Source organism: Prevotella sp. S7-1-8, from assembly GCF_000758925.1.
Classification (GTDB): Bacteria; Bacteroidota; Bacteroidia; order Bacteroidales; family Bacteroidaceae; genus Prevotella.
Genome location: NZ_JRNC01000036.1, coordinates 52,720 through 65,946 on the forward strand (window position 1 = coordinate 52,720; position 13,227 = coordinate 65,946).

General features: G+C 46.6%; 19 protein-coding genes. 6 read left to right on the plus strand and 13 right to left on the minus strand.

The features are described from left to right. Positions 1-7: 7 nt before the first annotated feature. The 13 genes from HMPREF1640_RS12575 to HMPREF1640_RS06490 form a co-directional block, all read right to left on the minus strand. On the minus strand, positions 8-760 hold the full coding sequence (locus tag HMPREF1640_RS12575) for a hypothetical protein (protein ID WP_156098738.1): 753 nt from the start codon (positions 758-760) through the stop codon (positions 8-10). Next, entirely contained in the window at positions 754-1,611 is an 858-nt protein-coding gene (locus HMPREF1640_RS06435) for a Lin1244/Lin1753 domain-containing protein (protein ID WP_036893371.1), read from the minus strand. The genes HMPREF1640_RS12575 and HMPREF1640_RS06435 overlap by 7 nt, the downstream gene beginning before the upstream one ends. Before the next feature lie 67 nt (positions 1,612-1,678). Continuing rightward, on the minus strand, positions 1,679-2,413 hold the full coding sequence (locus tag HMPREF1640_RS06440) for a DUF2303 family protein (protein ID WP_036893373.1): 735 nt from the start codon (positions 2,411-2,413) through the stop codon (positions 1,679-1,681). A gap of 3 nt (positions 2,414-2,416) precedes the next feature. Then, positions 2,417-2,872 carry a hypothetical protein gene (locus HMPREF1640_RS06445; RefSeq protein WP_052051743.1) on the minus strand — a complete coding sequence of 152 codons (456 nt, stop codon included), beginning with the start codon at positions 2,870-2,872 and terminating at the stop codon, positions 2,417-2,419. Positions 2,873-2,899: 27 nt separating this feature from the next. Further along, positions 2,900-3,517, minus strand: coding sequence for a hypothetical protein (locus HMPREF1640_RS12580; RefSeq protein WP_052051744.1), 618 nt, complete (start codon positions 3,515-3,517; stop codon positions 2,900-2,902). 12 nt (positions 3,518-3,529) lie between these two features. Further along, complete coding sequence (locus HMPREF1640_RS06455; protein WP_036893374.1) at positions 3,530-4,270, minus strand: MBL fold metallo-hydrolase; 741 nt, start codon at positions 4,268-4,270, stop codon at positions 3,530-3,532. 20 nt (positions 4,271-4,290) lie between these two features. Further along, entirely contained in the window at positions 4,291-5,247 is a 957-nt protein-coding gene (locus tag HMPREF1640_RS06460) for a hypothetical protein (protein WP_052051745.1), read from the minus strand. Continuing rightward, complete coding sequence (locus HMPREF1640_RS06465; protein WP_036893375.1) at positions 5,244-7,202, minus strand: hypothetical protein; 1,959 nt, start codon at positions 7,200-7,202, stop codon at positions 5,244-5,246. Before HMPREF1640_RS06465 ends, HMPREF1640_RS06460 begins: the two co-directional genes overlap by 4 nt. 10 nt (positions 7,203-7,212) lie before the next feature. Next, positions 7,213-7,437 (minus strand): DUF3853 family protein, encoded by a 225-nt coding sequence (locus HMPREF1640_RS06470; protein ID WP_231565853.1) that lies wholly within the window; start codon positions 7,435-7,437, stop codon positions 7,213-7,215. 50 nt (positions 7,438-7,487) lie between these two features. Beyond that, a complete protein-coding gene (locus HMPREF1640_RS06475) occupies positions 7,488-7,676 on the minus strand; it encodes a hypothetical protein (RefSeq protein ID WP_036893377.1) in 189 nt (62 codons plus the stop codon). A gap of 11 nt (positions 7,677-7,687) precedes the next feature. Further along, on the minus strand, positions 7,688-8,074 hold the full coding sequence (locus tag HMPREF1640_RS13880; RefSeq protein ID WP_052051746.1) for a response regulator transcription factor: 387 nt from the start codon (positions 8,072-8,074) through the stop codon (positions 7,688-7,690). Between the two features lie 2 nt (positions 8,075-8,076). Then, positions 8,077-8,295 (minus strand): hypothetical protein, encoded by a 219-nt coding sequence (locus tag HMPREF1640_RS06485; protein ID WP_036893378.1) that lies wholly within the window; start codon positions 8,293-8,295, stop codon positions 8,077-8,079. A 40-nt stretch (positions 8,296-8,335) separates the two neighbouring features. Beyond that, a complete protein-coding gene (locus HMPREF1640_RS06490; RefSeq protein WP_036893379.1) occupies positions 8,336-8,734 on the minus strand; it encodes a hypothetical protein in 399 nt (132 codons plus the stop codon). Between the two features lie 226 nt (positions 8,735-8,960). On the opposite strand from HMPREF1640_RS06490, the gene HMPREF1640_RS06495 reads away from it, so the two are divergent. The 6 genes from HMPREF1640_RS06495 to HMPREF1640_RS06520 form a co-directional block, all read left to right on the plus strand. Continuing rightward, positions 8,961-9,317, plus strand: a complete 357-nt coding sequence (locus HMPREF1640_RS06495) for a DNA-binding transcriptional regulator (protein WP_036893380.1) — start codon at positions 8,961-8,963, stop codon at positions 9,315-9,317. Between the two features lies 1 nt (position 9,318). Continuing rightward, complete coding sequence (locus tag HMPREF1640_RS06500; protein WP_036893381.1) at positions 9,319-9,510, plus strand: hypothetical protein; 192 nt, start codon at positions 9,319-9,321, stop codon at positions 9,508-9,510. Further along, positions 9,498-9,938 carry a hypothetical protein gene (locus HMPREF1640_RS06505; protein WP_036893383.1) on the plus strand — a complete coding sequence of 147 codons (441 nt, stop codon included), beginning with the start codon at positions 9,498-9,500 and terminating at the stop codon, positions 9,936-9,938. The genes HMPREF1640_RS06500 and HMPREF1640_RS06505 overlap by 13 nt, the downstream gene beginning before the upstream one ends. Further along, a complete protein-coding gene (locus tag HMPREF1640_RS06510; protein WP_036893385.1) occupies positions 9,935-10,246 on the plus strand; it encodes a hypothetical protein in 312 nt (103 codons plus the stop codon). Before HMPREF1640_RS06505 ends, HMPREF1640_RS06510 begins: the two co-directional genes overlap by 4 nt. Next, positions 10,225-11,499 (plus strand): site-specific integrase, encoded by a 1,275-nt coding sequence (locus HMPREF1640_RS06515; protein WP_036893386.1) that lies wholly within the window; start codon positions 10,225-10,227, stop codon positions 11,497-11,499. The genes HMPREF1640_RS06510 and HMPREF1640_RS06515 overlap by 22 nt, the downstream gene beginning before the upstream one ends. A 587-nt stretch (positions 11,500-12,086) precedes the next feature. Next, positions 12,087-13,227 (plus strand): site-specific integrase (locus HMPREF1640_RS06520; protein WP_004336159.1); only part of this gene is annotated, 1,141 nt, incomplete at its 3' end.

Genomic DNA, 13,227 nt, shown 5'->3' on the forward strand with positions numbered 1-13,227 from the left:
ATCCAAATCAAAGTTTGCGGCGGTCTTTGCCCTTTATCACAAGATAGTTGCACATTTCTTGCAATCGGCTTGATACGCGGTCGCCATACCGTTCTTTGAGGATTTCGCCGCCCATCCTCAAATTCGATGTGATGAAAGTCATTTCGGCGTGCATATCACCCCGGTATTCGATGATGTAACGCACCACGTCAAGACGGTTGCCCATGTAAAGCGTTTCCGGCGGTTCGTTGCCAAGGTCTTGAATGGCAAGCATCGGCGCGGTCTTGTATTGCTGAATGTTGCCGGATTCCGCCCACACGTCACACAAGCCATCGGCGCGTATTGTGCGCCAATACAACGGGCGCGGGTCGTTGTCGGTATGCCATAAAACCTTGATTCCGATGGCTTGGATGTACGCTTGCATGATTTCCATGCACCACGTTTTGCCCGTTCCGGCGTTTCCGGCGATATAGATTCCGCGTTTCAGTCTGCCGGGGATGACTTGTCCCGATACAGGGTCAAGACACTTCATTGACGTGTCGCAATGCGCCCATTTGATGAAATTTTCAAATGCAAATCGGTTTTCATCGTCAATGACGAACGCCGGATTCCGGCTTTTTCCGATTGCTTCAATTATCTTCATCGCGTTGTCAAGGTCGTACCAACCCGGCTTTGTGTATTGGTAACGCTGGAATCCGGAAAACATATCGCGTTGCCGAATCGCGTTCAACACCTGTTCGATGCTTGGCATTGTCGGTTTCTTGTTCTCGTTGTTCACCATTCTTCGTTTGTTCTTTTATCGTTTCCGCCGGGGCGGTCTATATAGTTGCCATCTTCAACCTTGCGCCAATTGGTCGCGTTCGTGAATATCCATCGGAATGTACACCATTTCCCTCTTTTGCAGAAATCGGATGCGTTGACGGTTTGGAATATCGCCTTGATGCGCTGGTATGCCGTTTCCGGGTCTTTTGCGGTCATCATTTCGCCGAACCTTTGCCGAATCTTGCGTTTGTCATCATCAGCAAGGGAACGTGGTTGTGGGAATGACGGGCATTGTTCTTTCCATAATGCCAACAATCTTGAATAATCAACCGAAAATTCCTTTTTTTGCTCCGGCGCGTCAACGAAAGTTGACGTATCTACGTTAGTAGATATATTATTCTTTTCTTTTCTTTCCTTTTCTTTATGTTCTGCATTTGCATTGCTTGTGCTTTGCGTTTGTATTGCTTGTGTATCTCCGGACGTTTCTTCATTACCATCTTGAATTGCCGCTTTCCGTTGATTGTCAAGGTTTTGCCGCCATCTTTCGATTGCCGCTTGCTTGCGTTTGTCGGAAATATCCTTTCGCTTGTCTAAACGCTTCAAAACACTATCCGACCACATATTTTCACCATCATTGGCGAATAATCCGTAATTGTTCACAAGTCGCTCAACGGTCTTGCAATCCACGTGCAATGCAAATGCAATGCTTTTGCAGTAACGCAATGGCAACGTTCCGCCTTGCTCATATAGTTGTTCGATGATACACCAATAAATGCCGATGCCCTCAACGCCCAATTCAATCAACACGTCTTGCAACTTGGGGTCGTTTCTCGCGTTGTAATCATGCTGGAAATAATATGAATCTTTCATGCCGAATGCGTTTTAATGGCTTTCCCGCCACCCAACCGGATGGAAAGGCGGCGGGGTTGCCTTGTTGTTAGATTTCGATGATTGCGATTTCCGGGGCAATCTCTTTGATTGCTTCAAGTTCCTTGTCAATCGCGGTGTCACGCAATGTTTCAAGCGTTTCTTCCGCACCCGGCGACATCAACACGAATGCAACGTTGCGTCCGTCAATCTTGGCGAATGTTTCCACCTCCAAGTTCTCTTTGTCGCCACCCTTGAAAACAGGGATTGAAAGCGTGAACGATTCCGGCAAGCTGGAATTGACCACTTGGGCGAAATTGTCCGTTCGGTCGCCGTTCTCCTTGATGCTTCTTTCGATGGCGTTGTTCACGGTTGCCGTGAAATTCTTGCAAGCCGAAACTAAGGTCATGTTTGCGTTCTTGTCCGCAAAGAACGCGCGGTTCATCTTGCAGAACATCGAAAATTCAAACGGCGACCACACCTTGCCCGTGTTGATGCCAAATTCAATGAACTTGGGATGGAATCGCAATGTTCCCTTGATTGTGCCGCGTGTGTATTCATCGGATTCGTTCACCACAAGTTCGATAGAGATGTTCTCGCGGTCAACGATGATGTGGCAATTCTTCTGCTCAAATTGTCCGGCGTTGATACGCTTCTTCAAGAACCCCACGGGTGCGCCGATTGTTCCGTTGATTTCCATCTTAACCGGGGCTTTCGGGTCAAGAACTTTGGGTGCTGCACCCTCGCGGATGATGATTTCATTCATTCCCGGTGCAAGATTGATGTTCATTTTCTCGTTGTTCATATTTTAATCGTTTGTGCCATCCTTTACGGCGGCGGTGTTCATATATTGTGCGTTCATAAATAGTGTTGGCTGCAACTCTTCGGCGGTTGCCGGGCGCATTTCCACAAGGTCGCCATCGCGGTTGTAATACTCCGTCATCTTGGCATCGCGGTCGGTGAAACGATAACAAACTTCGTTCACACATTCGGCTTTCGCCTTGATGTTGGAAACCATGTTTTCGCGTGCCTCTTTCAAGGGCTTCAAGCGTTCGGCGTACTCCTTTTTGATTTCCTTAATCTCGTTTTCGATTTCGGAAATCTCAATGGAAACGTTCACAAGTTTCTCTTTGTGTCCTTGCAGTTCTTCCGGGGTGTACGCTTTCATGTAACCCTTGTTCTCACACGCATCCGCGTTGTCCTTGATGAACTGTTCACGCTGGATTGGGTTGGCAATATCCTTGCCCATTGTCTTGTTGTTCATTGTTACTTTGTTTTATAGTGAAACACATTACAAGAAAACCTTGTTGTAAAGGTCGGCGAATTGCTTGCCGAATTGCGCGGCGCGCGCGGACGATTTGAAGCAAAGCCGAGAACCGATATTCGCATTCGTAGGCGAGTAATACGTATTCGCGCACACGAACCCCGCATCATCCTTGTCATACACGAACCAAGGAAAACACTTGTCTTGTTCCCAATCCGAGAAATCGGGTACAAAGCCATCTTCCTTGTTCCATGCCTGTGCGATGGTGAACAACTTGTTCAAGGCAATCAATGCTTCAATGTGCTTGGGGTTGATGTCGGTCACAAGTCTTGCGACATCTTCAAGCTGGACAACGTTTCCGGAAAGAATCTTCTTTGCAACGGTAAAGTCCGCGTTCGGCTTGCCGCCAAGGGCTTTTCTTGCGCTCTCAAAGTCCGTGATAACTTCGTTCACTTCCGTGCATTCAACTTCTTCAAGGGCGAAATCAAACGGCGACAAATAATCGTCATCGTCAACGTCCAAATCTTCGTTGTGGTCGCAAATGTAGTCCATCAAGGTTTCCCCGGCTTCTTTGCGTGATTCGTGGATGGCTTGCATTTCGCTTTGCTCGCTTCCATCCGCGTTTTTGATAATGTACTTTTTCATTTTTCTTTGTTGTTAAAATGGTGACTTGTTGAAATTGATAGTCATTCCCGAACGGGCAACGGTGACAATCTTGTGTGTCAAGTCCGCGATTCCTTGCTGGAACTCAACGGCGTTTGAATTGCCATCGGAAAGGTGAATCAACACGATGTTGTGGACTTCTGAAAGGTCGTTCGCTTGCAATATCTCCTTGCACGTTTCAAAGCTGCAATGGCTTTTCATCGTTCTTGCCCGCAACTTTGCCGGAATCAACCCGGCTTCCACGTTGGCATCCAAGATGTCTTGGCGATAGTTGCACTCAATAAGAATGTTGTTCAAACCATCGAACGTGTATTGCAGATAATATGTGTCGGTCGCGAATAACACCGTGCCACATTCGGGATGCGCTATCAGAAACCCGAAAGGCTGGGCGGCATCGTGTTCGGTGTCAAATGGTAAAACACCGAAATTTCCTATTTTGTGCAACACGTTTTCGGTCATTGCGTGTGCCAATGGATGCGATGCCAACCCAAGGGCGTTTCTTGTACCGTCTGACATATAGCAAGGAATCATGGCATCAAGGCAACGTTTGACGTGCTTTGCATGGTCGCCGTGTTCGTGCGATATGATACAAGCCTTGATTCGTGTGATGTCGAAATCAACCGCCTTTTGTACGTTTTTGAAAGCGATTCCACATTCAATCATCAACGCTTCTTTGCCATTGTCAAGCAAGTAACAATTGCCCTTGCTGGATGAACCCAATATTTTCAATTCCATTTGCCTTTCGGTTTAAGTGATTAAAACCCCGGATTTGGGGCGTTATTTGCGTTTTCCGCCACTTTCGCGTTATCGGTGGGCGTTTCCCTTGTCGCGTTATTATCGTGGTTTATTTCGCCCGTTTCCGGCTTTTCGCTTCCCGTACCAAGTGAAATGCGTTTCTTGTTCGCATTTGCTTCCTTTTCGGCGGAAACTTCACTTGCGGTTACATCCTCATATTCGGTGTAAATGTCCTGTTGTTCCTCAACGGTACGCATACCCATCGAAAGTTCTGGCGCATAAGCGTTTGTCCACATGGACGCGGCGCGATACATCAACATTTGCTTTGTCATAGTTTGCCACTTTGAACCGCTTTTTGTGTACCAACCCTCTTGAATCGCAAGCCGGATTGAAACCGGGGATGATTCCAAAATTCCGTCCGAACCACGCTTGGTTGTGTATGCAACACATTCGATTTCGTGGATGTTCTTTCCATCGAATTGTTTCTTTACGGATTCCTTGCAACGCTTTTGTTGATTCCAAACATAATCGGTGTAATCAACCATTCCCAACGCGCCCTTGTCCGTGAAACGGAATTGCAATGGTTCAAAGCGACCGCACGAATTGACGGTTGCAATCAAGAACTTGGATGACCATGATGGGCGACCATAAATCACCGCCATGTTCTGCATAACCATCAACGGGCTTGCGCCAATGCGCGTTGCCACCTCAACGGCAATCATGCAATTTGCAATCGCCTTGGTTTTGATTGCCGTGTTTTCCGCCCTTATAGCCTTGATGGTTTCTTCATTTGCTCCGGGTGGGATAGGCTTCAAAGTCGCCTTGTAATTCTCCGGAACAAGGTCGGATGATGCAAAGAAACTGCAAACACGTTGCATGGTTTCAAATTGTACCGGGTCAAAGAAATTGAACGCCGGGGTTGTTGTGGCTGGCTGCATTACAACCGCGCCACCATTCGGTTTTTGTAATTCGTTCATTGTATTGTTAATTTATTGTCGTTTGTCACGACAAGGTTTATCACTTGCGATTGAACCGGGATTATTTCATTCACCGATTCGCGGTTGTCAATGAATATCGGCGCACATACACCATAGAACGCGCACAAAGCGTTGATGATGTCAAGTCCGGCATTCACTTGGCTTGCAGTGTTCGCGCTGCCATACGGAACGCCATTGCATAATGGGATGCACGTTTCAACCGGATTGCCATCCAAGGTGTAATCGAACAACCGGAAAGTCACGAAATGGAACTTGGCGTTGATGCGCTTTTCGCATTCCAAAACCTTTGTCTTGTTGAATTGTTCAACCGTGTATTCTTCGCGTTCGATGTCGGCGATTTGCTGGGCAACATCTTTGCCATGTGCTTCAAGGTCGGCAATCTCGTTGTTGCATCTTTCGATTGCGCCACGCTTGGCAAGACGTGTTGAAACATCGTTGCGCTTGGTCATCCATTCTTTCTTGGATGCTTGCAACGCGCTTGTGTCAACGCCCGTGTTGTCGGTTGTGATGGTCGCCTTGATGTCGGCAATCTGCTTTTGCAGTTTCACCCATTCCGGGATATTGTCGGGGACAACTTCGGCGGTCGCCTTTTCCGGCAAGGTTTCAAGCGTTGCTTGTGCGGATTTTATGCGTTCATCCAATCCGTTGTTTTCCTCGCGATACGCGTCAACGGACTTTTGCTTTTCGGCTGCATCCGCTTCAAGTTGCGCAATCTTTTCGCCAAGGTGCTTTCCCTTGTTCGTGATGTCGGTCAAGTTGCCCATCTTGGCTTTGTCGAAAACGTCCTTTGCTTTCGCAATCATATCATCCGGCAATGCTTGTCCGCAATGTGGGCAAGTTGTTTCGCCGGAATACTCCTTGGCGTTCTCCTTGTGCCATGATTCGCGCAACGTGTCTTGTTCTCCCTTGCACTTGTCAATGTCACGATGGATGCGGGCGATGTCAACTTGTATTGTGGCGCAATTGCGCTTGTTCGTGTCAAGTTGTGATTGCAACGTCTTGATTTCATTGGCAATCTCGCGGCGTTGTGCGTTGGCTTCAAACGCGGCATCCTGTGCCTTTGTCTTTGCGTCAAACACTACTTGTTGCGCCTGTGTGGTCAACTCGTTCACGCGGGCTTGCTTGGCTTGTTCCGCTTCATATTGCTTGCGAATCGCCTTGTTCACATCTGCAATCGCGTTGTCGGTGTCGGCGATTTCCTTGTCAATGTCGGCAAGCTGGGATTCAAGGGCGGCGAAATCTTCCGGTTCTGGCATCATCTTGTGCGTTTGGTCAATACGCGGTTGAATCTGCTTCAATTCCTCATTCAAGCGTTTCTTGCGCGCTGCCATTTCCTTTTTGTAGTCCGCAAGCGACTTGCCGGATATGGCATCCAACAACTTGACGAAATCGGGGTTGTCCGCGGCGATTTCTTCATCGGTCACACTTCCGGCAAGCTGGAATAATTGTTCACGCTGCAATTGCCACTTCATGCCGACAAAGAACGCCGGATTGGTTATCATCTTGAAAACGGATGAATCAACGATGGCTTGGATGCGCTTGTCATACTCGCCGACATTGACCGGGGTTTCGTTCCACCAACATTCCGTGTGGTTGCCCTTGTACACCTGTTCAACCTGTCCGCGTGGCTTTACCCAATCTTCAACGAAAGCGCGCTTCAAGGTGATTTCTTCACCATCCACGATGATGACACCCGTCACGCTGCATTCGCACTTGTGCAATTCTTCGCCGTTGACACGGGTTTTGATTTCGTAATCCTTGCGGTCGTGCGCGTCCTTGCCGAACAAAAGCCAAATGAACGCGTCAAAATGTCTTGACTTACCAAGTCCGTTTCCGCCGGAAATGGTCGTGACATCCGGATTGAATGTCGTTGTCCGTTCCTGTTCACCTTTGAAATTGCAAAAGGTGATGGATTTCAATGTTACTTGTTTCATTGTTGCGATATTATTTATTGTTGAATAATTGTAACGCTTTGTTGGCATCCACAACGATGATGCGCCCGTGCTGGGTTATCGCATCATCTATTCGCCCGGATGCTTTGATTCGGTTTGCCGTTGTCATGCTGCAATTGAATATTTGTGCGATTCCGGCGATACCATACACAAGGCGTTTTTCTTCTTTCGGTTGCGCTTGTGTCGCTGGTGCTTGCGCCTTGGCGAACAAATCCATCAGTTGCCCAACGGTTAAATCAATGATTCGTGTGTCGCTTGTAATCTCCATCATTTCGCTTCCTTGTATTCTTTAAGCAAAACCCGGAACATTGCGCGTCCGATGAATCCCATCAACGCAAACATGATGATATAGAAGAAATCACTTCCGGCGATGATGCAACGAATCATTGTGCCAAATCCAAACAGGACGATGAACGCGGCGAACACCAATTGAATTGCTGAATTAAACTTTTCCATATTATGCGTATTTATAAGATTTGAAAATCTGCCGTTCCATTGTCGTTGTCACGGCGTGAACGTTGAACGCGGGTTGTTCTGCATCGTGCGGTTCGCACTCTTACAACCACATTGTCGTTGTTGAATATCGTTGGCATAAGCATCGCAAGGAAACAAAGCGAGATGAACTTGCGTTTGATGGGCGACAAGCTGAATGATATGTGGAATGTTGTGCAAAACCACCACGCGGATAACTCGTTGACCTTAGAACATCCGGTTTTCTCAAAGATTCGCCGGGCGTGATTCTCAACGGTTCGTTCCGAAATAAACAGGCGATTTGCAATTTCCTTTTTGCTTGCGCCCCATGCGAACAATTCCGCGATTTCGGATTCGCGTTTGGTAAGTTTCACGGCATCCATAATCAAGCCCCCCACACGTCTTTGATGCCATACTTGGCAAACACCTTTTCCACGTTGTGCGCTTCAAGCACGTTTGGGATGACGTTGCCTTTCAATCGCTGCAAGAACGCGGCGCGTGTTGTCACGTTGAACACGACCATCAATTCTTTGCGGCACGCTGCAATATCGCCTTGGCGTAACTGCAACCATCCTTTGTTGAATGAAAATTGTTCTTTACTCATATATATGTGATTTATGGGCGGCGTGAACCGCCCGTGATTATTATGCGTTTTTCAAGAATGCGTTGATTTCCGGACGCAATTCACTAAATCTTTTGAAATGACGGAATCCGTTGTTGTCCGGTTCGCTTTCAAGCGAAATGCCGATTGATTCAATCAAGGCTTTGTCCTTTCTGGATAGAACGACAACGGCGATGTCGTTGTAATGTTCAATGTCCGTCCACTCCGGATTTGCCATCACCATTGAAAACACCTTGTCAATGGTTTGTTGTTTCTTGGCTTGCTCCTTTGCAACCATCACGCATGTTGCGTTCATCTTGCGCCACATCTTGCAAAATGTGTCCTTGTCAACATCGGATTGCATATACACCGTGTTGATGGATTCAAATTCGGAAACATCCACCGAAACTTGTGTTCTTGATTGAAATTCTTGGATTGTCATTGTTGCGAAAGTTTTATTTTGTTTATATTTCGGGGTTCTTGCTGGTATTTCGTGAAAAATGACGTAAATTTGCTATTGTTTTGTGTTCATATTTGCTTTACCTTTGCAATGTTTTCCGTTTACGTTTGCAAAAATACGCAATATTTCGCGAAATCACGCAATATTTCATGATAAAATTTCGCTTTACGCGTGTTAAAAAATGTTTCATTCGAATAATTCATTGATTATGAACGATTTAGATATTAAGGAAATTCGCGCATATTTGGGCGTTACGCAAGCCGAACTTGCAAAAAGGCTTGGTGTAAGTGAAAGGACGGTTCAAAATTGGGAATCCGGCACGACAATTCCCGAAAGCAAGCACGCATTATTGCGTGGTTTGAAACCGCAAACGTATTTCGGCGGCAACGTTGAACAAACGAACGTGATGGGCAACAACAACATCCAAGGCGGAAACGCCGGGTTTACTGCTGAACTCTCCAAGCTGGTTGAATTGCTTGCGGCAAAGGAAACATCTTTGCAGAACGCGCAAGCGCACATTGACCGCCTGTTGGCTATAATTGACAATCTAACAAAACAACAATGATATGGATGCAACAAAAATCAAGGTCACCGATTATTACGGCAACCCGTCTTATTATTCGGTTATGCCGAATGAAATCTTTGATGCGTTGGAATTGGCTTCGCTGAAAGGCGAAACGGAAACGGACGTGGACAAGATATTGTTCGCGCAAATGGTTGATAACTACAAAAAGAAAATGGCGTTATGCGAAAGGTGAAATATACATGGTTGGTGTTCGCCTTGATGCTGGTGAACATGGCTTGTTCTTGTTCGTCATCCTTGAACGATGATGGCGATGACGAACCGCAAGTTGTATTGTCGGACATATCCGGCACATGGACGGAATATGCTTATAAATGTTCCGATGGTTACTTTGTGGATATATCCGGCACGGGTTGCGTTTATGAATTTGCACGCCCGGACGCGTTCACGAAATATCAAATCAAGGATGGGGAAAAGGAAATATTGACGCAAGGAAAATGGAATTACCATCCCGAAACACGCACGGCGGAAATCAAGGAACCGCGCGGATGGGATTTGACCATCAAATTTGATTTTGCCGTAAACGAAAACGCCACCTTATATATAATTGGGAAAACCGCGAATCAGAATCAAACAATAAAAGTCAAGCGAACAAGCAAATGAAAAAATACATCAACCCACAAGCAAACGCAATCCAAGCGCGCTTTTTCCAAGCCCTTGAATTGGCGATTCAATCCGGCAAGATTTCCGGGTTGAAAGGCTTTTGCCGCGACCATAATTTCAACCGCACCAAATATTCGTTGTTGCGCAACACATTGGGAACGGACGCGATGACGTACCGGGTTATTGATTTGGATGCGCTTTCTGCAATCTGCAAAGATGGCGGCGTGAATCCGGCGTGGCTGCTGCTTGGTGTTGGTGATATGCTATCAAATAAAGATTCATCAAAATGCACATCAAAAAAGGAATAAAATTCTTGTTGCACAAGCGCGCCGCCGGGCAAACGACAAATCTTGCCATCCGGATGCGCGTCACGTTGCATGGCGAACGCCCGTTGGATTTCCCGTTGCGGCAAAACATTGATGCCGCCGATTGGAACACCGACACCATGCGCGCGTTGCCATCGTGTCCGGTGTGCGATGACATCAACCGAACCATTGACGAATGGACATCCGTTTGCAACGAAATCTTTGCGCGTTACGAACTCATTGAAAAGCGCATGCCGACACCGGGCGAAATCAAAGACTTGTTCAATGATATGGTTGGGCGCAAAACGCAATTGAACGACACATTGCCATCGCCGGATGAAAATTTCTTCAAGGTGTTCGATATGTTCACGCGCGAAATGGGCAAGAAAAACCAATGGACGGACGGGACGTTTGAAAAGTTTGCCGCCCTCCGGCATCACATCGCAACGTATGATGCCAAGTTGTCGTTTCCATCGTTGACCGAACAAAAGATGCAAGGGTATGTTGACGCGCTTTTGCGAAAGGATATGCGCAACACGACCATTGCAAAGAACCTTGCGTTCTTCCGGTGGTTTTTGCGCTGGGCGCATCAAAAAGGATATTATCAAGGCAACTTGCATGAAACATTCAAACCAAAGATGAAAGGCGTTGACGGGAACAAGGAAATCATATATTTAACCCGTGACGAAATATCACGTCTTGAATCATGGGAATTTGCCGCGACACAACAAAGCCTTGCGCGTGTGCGCGATGTGTTCTTGTTCTGCTGCTTCACCGGGTTGCGATATTCGGACGTTGCAAAGCTGAAACGCACCGACATCAAGGATGGATTCTTTGATGTGGTCACACAAAAGACGCATGACGGATTGCGCATCGAACTCAACGACCACGCACAAGCCATCCTTGACAAATACAAGAATGACAACATCAAAGGCGATTTGGCGTTGCCTGTAATCTCCAACGTCAAGATGAACGCACAATTGAAAGTTATGGGGCAAGTTTGCGGAATTGACGAACCGACACGAATCGTGTACTTTCAAGGACACGAACGACACGAACAAGTATTTCCCAAGTGGGCGTTGCTTACAACACATTGCGGTCGGCGTACTTTTGTCGTCACGGCGTTACAACTTGGCATCCCATCCGAGGTGATTATGAAATGGACGGGGCATTCAGACATGAAAGCAATGAAACCTTATATGGCAATTGTTGACGAATTGAAAGCAAAGTCGATGGAACGCTTCAACAAGTTATAAAGTCCGGTGTACACGCAAATAAGTAAAGAAAAACGGCGTACACGAAAATGTACACGAATTAAAAGGGGTAAAATGGCATTGTGTGGCATTATAAAACACCACGATAAAAATGAAAAACCCTGTGTGTTAGGTTTTTGGCATTTTCTGACATCAGAAAGGATTGCGGGTTTTAGTGCCTCTCTCTCCGCTTTAGGTACTCTGAAATGAATATCAGAGAGAAACCTAAGAAAAACGTAAGTATCATAGCTACAAGTAGTTATGATACTTTTCTTTTATACCCATCCCAAATTTCAGAGTATGCACGGAGGGGGCAGAAACTCCCAAAATGCTCTAAAAAGGCTACAATCAGGCTACACATTTTCAAGGCAAAATAAAAATGTAGCCAAGAGTACATACAGAGTACATAAGGAGTATGCGTAAATTACTGCTATTCAAACAAATATGTTGAACTTTGCAGCGTGATTACAGAGGTGTTTTTGTTACCATACACCACTTCGGGCAACAATGTGTCCGACAAGCTACGGCTACAGATGGCAGGTGTTAGGACAAGACCTCTATTCAGGCTACAACTAAAAGCAGTAAAATGTATGAAAGCTATTTTCAGAGCAGTCTTCTATCTCAGAAGCAATTATGTGAACAAGGAGGGCAAGACCCCTGTCATGCTGAGAATCTATCTCAACAACGAACGCCTTTCCATCGGCTCGACGGGCATTGCTGTCCAACAGTCTCAATGGGACAGGGAGAAGGAACGATTGAAGGGAAGGACAACTGAAGCACTTTCCACCAACCTCGAACTTGACAACATTCAGAGCGGACTCCAGACCATCTTCAAGAAAGTCGAGATGACGGACGAGGTGTCCTTGGAGCGTATCAAGTCGGAGTATCTTGGTAAGAAGGAGGATGTGGACACCCTAATGAGCCTCTTCAACAAGCACAATAGTGACGTTGCACGGCAGGTAGGCGTGTCGGTCGAAGCTGCAACCTTACAGAAATACAACGTCTGCAAGAAACACTTCTCAAATTTCCTTCGTGATAAATACGGTCGGTCTGACATCCGCCTGTCCGAACTCGGCTATATCGTGATACACGACTTCGACATTTATCTTCGAACGGTTGTCGGGCAGAATCCCAACACAGCCACGAGGATGATGAAAACCTTCAAGACGATTACCATTCTGGGCAGGAAACTAGGTGTCCTGCACCATGATCCGTTCCTCAACATCCGTTTTCACATGGAACCGGTCAATCGTGGATTCCTCACAGACGAGGAAATCCTTAAAATTGCCAACAAAGATTTCGGCATCGGTCGTTTGGAACTTGTAAGGGACGTGTTCGTGTTCTCGTGCTTCACGGGACTTGCGTACATAGACGTGTACAACCTCGCTCCTGAAAACATCGTCACGCTCAACGGCAAGCAGTGGATAATGACCAAGCGGCAGAAGACGAGCGTGGAAACCAACGTTCTTTTACTCGATATACCCAAGAGCATCATTGCAAAATATAGTGGCAAGACCTATCGTGATGGCAAACTTTTCCCCATGCTGACGAATCAAAAACTGAACAGTTATCTGAAAGAAATTGCCGATATTTGCGGTATCAAGAAGAACCTGACATTCCACCTCGCCCGGCACACATTTGCCACGATGTCCCTATCCAAGGGAGTTCCCATCGAATCCGTAAGTAAGATGTTAGGACACACCAACATCAAGACAACGCAAATCTATGCCC

What these genes read in the sequence shown, in the direction of transcription:
- HMPREF1640_RS12580 (WP_052051744.1), bottom strand. Translation starts at nt 3,517, where the DNA reads ATGAAAAAGTACATTATCAAAAACGCGGATGGAAGCGAGCAAAGCGAA.
- HMPREF1640_RS06435 (WP_036893371.1), bottom strand. Translation starts at nt 1,611, where the DNA reads ATGAAAGATTCATATTATTTCCAGCATGATTACAACGCGAGAAACGAC.
- HMPREF1640_RS06500 (WP_036893381.1), top strand. Translation starts at nt 9,319, where the DNA reads ATGGATGCAACAAAAATCAAGGTCACCGATTATTACGGCAACCCGTCT.
- HMPREF1640_RS06455 (WP_036893374.1), bottom strand. Translation starts at nt 4,270, where the DNA reads ATGGAATTGAAAATATTGGGTTCATCCAGCAAGGGCAATTGTTACTTG.
- HMPREF1640_RS06440 (WP_036893373.1), bottom strand. Translation starts at nt 2,413, where the DNA reads ATGAACAACGAGAAAATGAACATCAATCTTGCACCGGGAATGAATGAA.
- HMPREF1640_RS06505 (WP_036893383.1), top strand. Translation starts at nt 9,498, where the DNA reads ATGCGAAAGGTGAAATATACATGGTTGGTGTTCGCCTTGATGCTGGTG.
- HMPREF1640_RS06495 (WP_036893380.1), top strand. Translation starts at nt 8,961, where the DNA reads ATGAACGATTTAGATATTAAGGAAATTCGCGCATATTTGGGCGTTACG.
- HMPREF1640_RS06445 (WP_052051743.1), bottom strand. Translation starts at nt 2,872, where the DNA reads ATGAACAACAAGACAATGGGCAAGGATATTGCCAACCCAATCCAGCGT.
- HMPREF1640_RS06460 (WP_052051745.1), bottom strand. Translation starts at nt 5,247, where the DNA reads ATGAACGAATTACAAAAACCGAATGGTGGCGCGGTTGTAATGCAGCCA.
- HMPREF1640_RS12575 (WP_156098738.1), bottom strand. Translation starts at nt 760, where the DNA reads ATGGTGAACAACGAGAACAAGAAACCGACAATGCCAAGCATCGAACAG.
- HMPREF1640_RS06465 (WP_036893375.1), bottom strand. Translation starts at nt 7,202, where the DNA reads ATGAAACAAGTAACATTGAAATCCATCACCTTTTGCAATTTCAAAGGT.
- HMPREF1640_RS06510 (WP_036893385.1), top strand. Translation starts at nt 9,935, where the DNA reads ATGAAAAAATACATCAACCCACAAGCAAACGCAATCCAAGCGCGCTTT.
- HMPREF1640_RS06475 (WP_036893377.1), bottom strand. Translation starts at nt 7,676, where the DNA reads ATGGAAAAGTTTAATTCAGCAATTCAATTGGTGTTCGCCGCGTTCATC.
- HMPREF1640_RS06485 (WP_036893378.1), bottom strand. Translation starts at nt 8,295, where the DNA reads ATGAGTAAAGAACAATTTTCATTCAACAAAGGATGGTTGCAGTTACGC.
- HMPREF1640_RS13880 (WP_052051746.1), bottom strand. Translation starts at nt 8,074, where the DNA reads ATGGATGCCGTGAAACTTACCAAACGCGAATCCGAAATCGCGGAATTG.
- HMPREF1640_RS06470 (WP_231565853.1), bottom strand. Translation starts at nt 7,437, where the DNA reads ATGGATTTGTTCGCCAAGGCGCAAGCACCAGCGACACAAGCGCAACCG.
- HMPREF1640_RS06515 (WP_036893386.1), top strand. Translation starts at nt 10,225, where the DNA reads ATGCACATCAAAAAAGGAATAAAATTCTTGTTGCACAAGCGCGCCGCC.
- HMPREF1640_RS06490 (WP_036893379.1), bottom strand. Translation starts at nt 8,734, where the DNA reads ATGACAATCCAAGAATTTCAATCAAGAACACAAGTTTCGGTGGATGTT.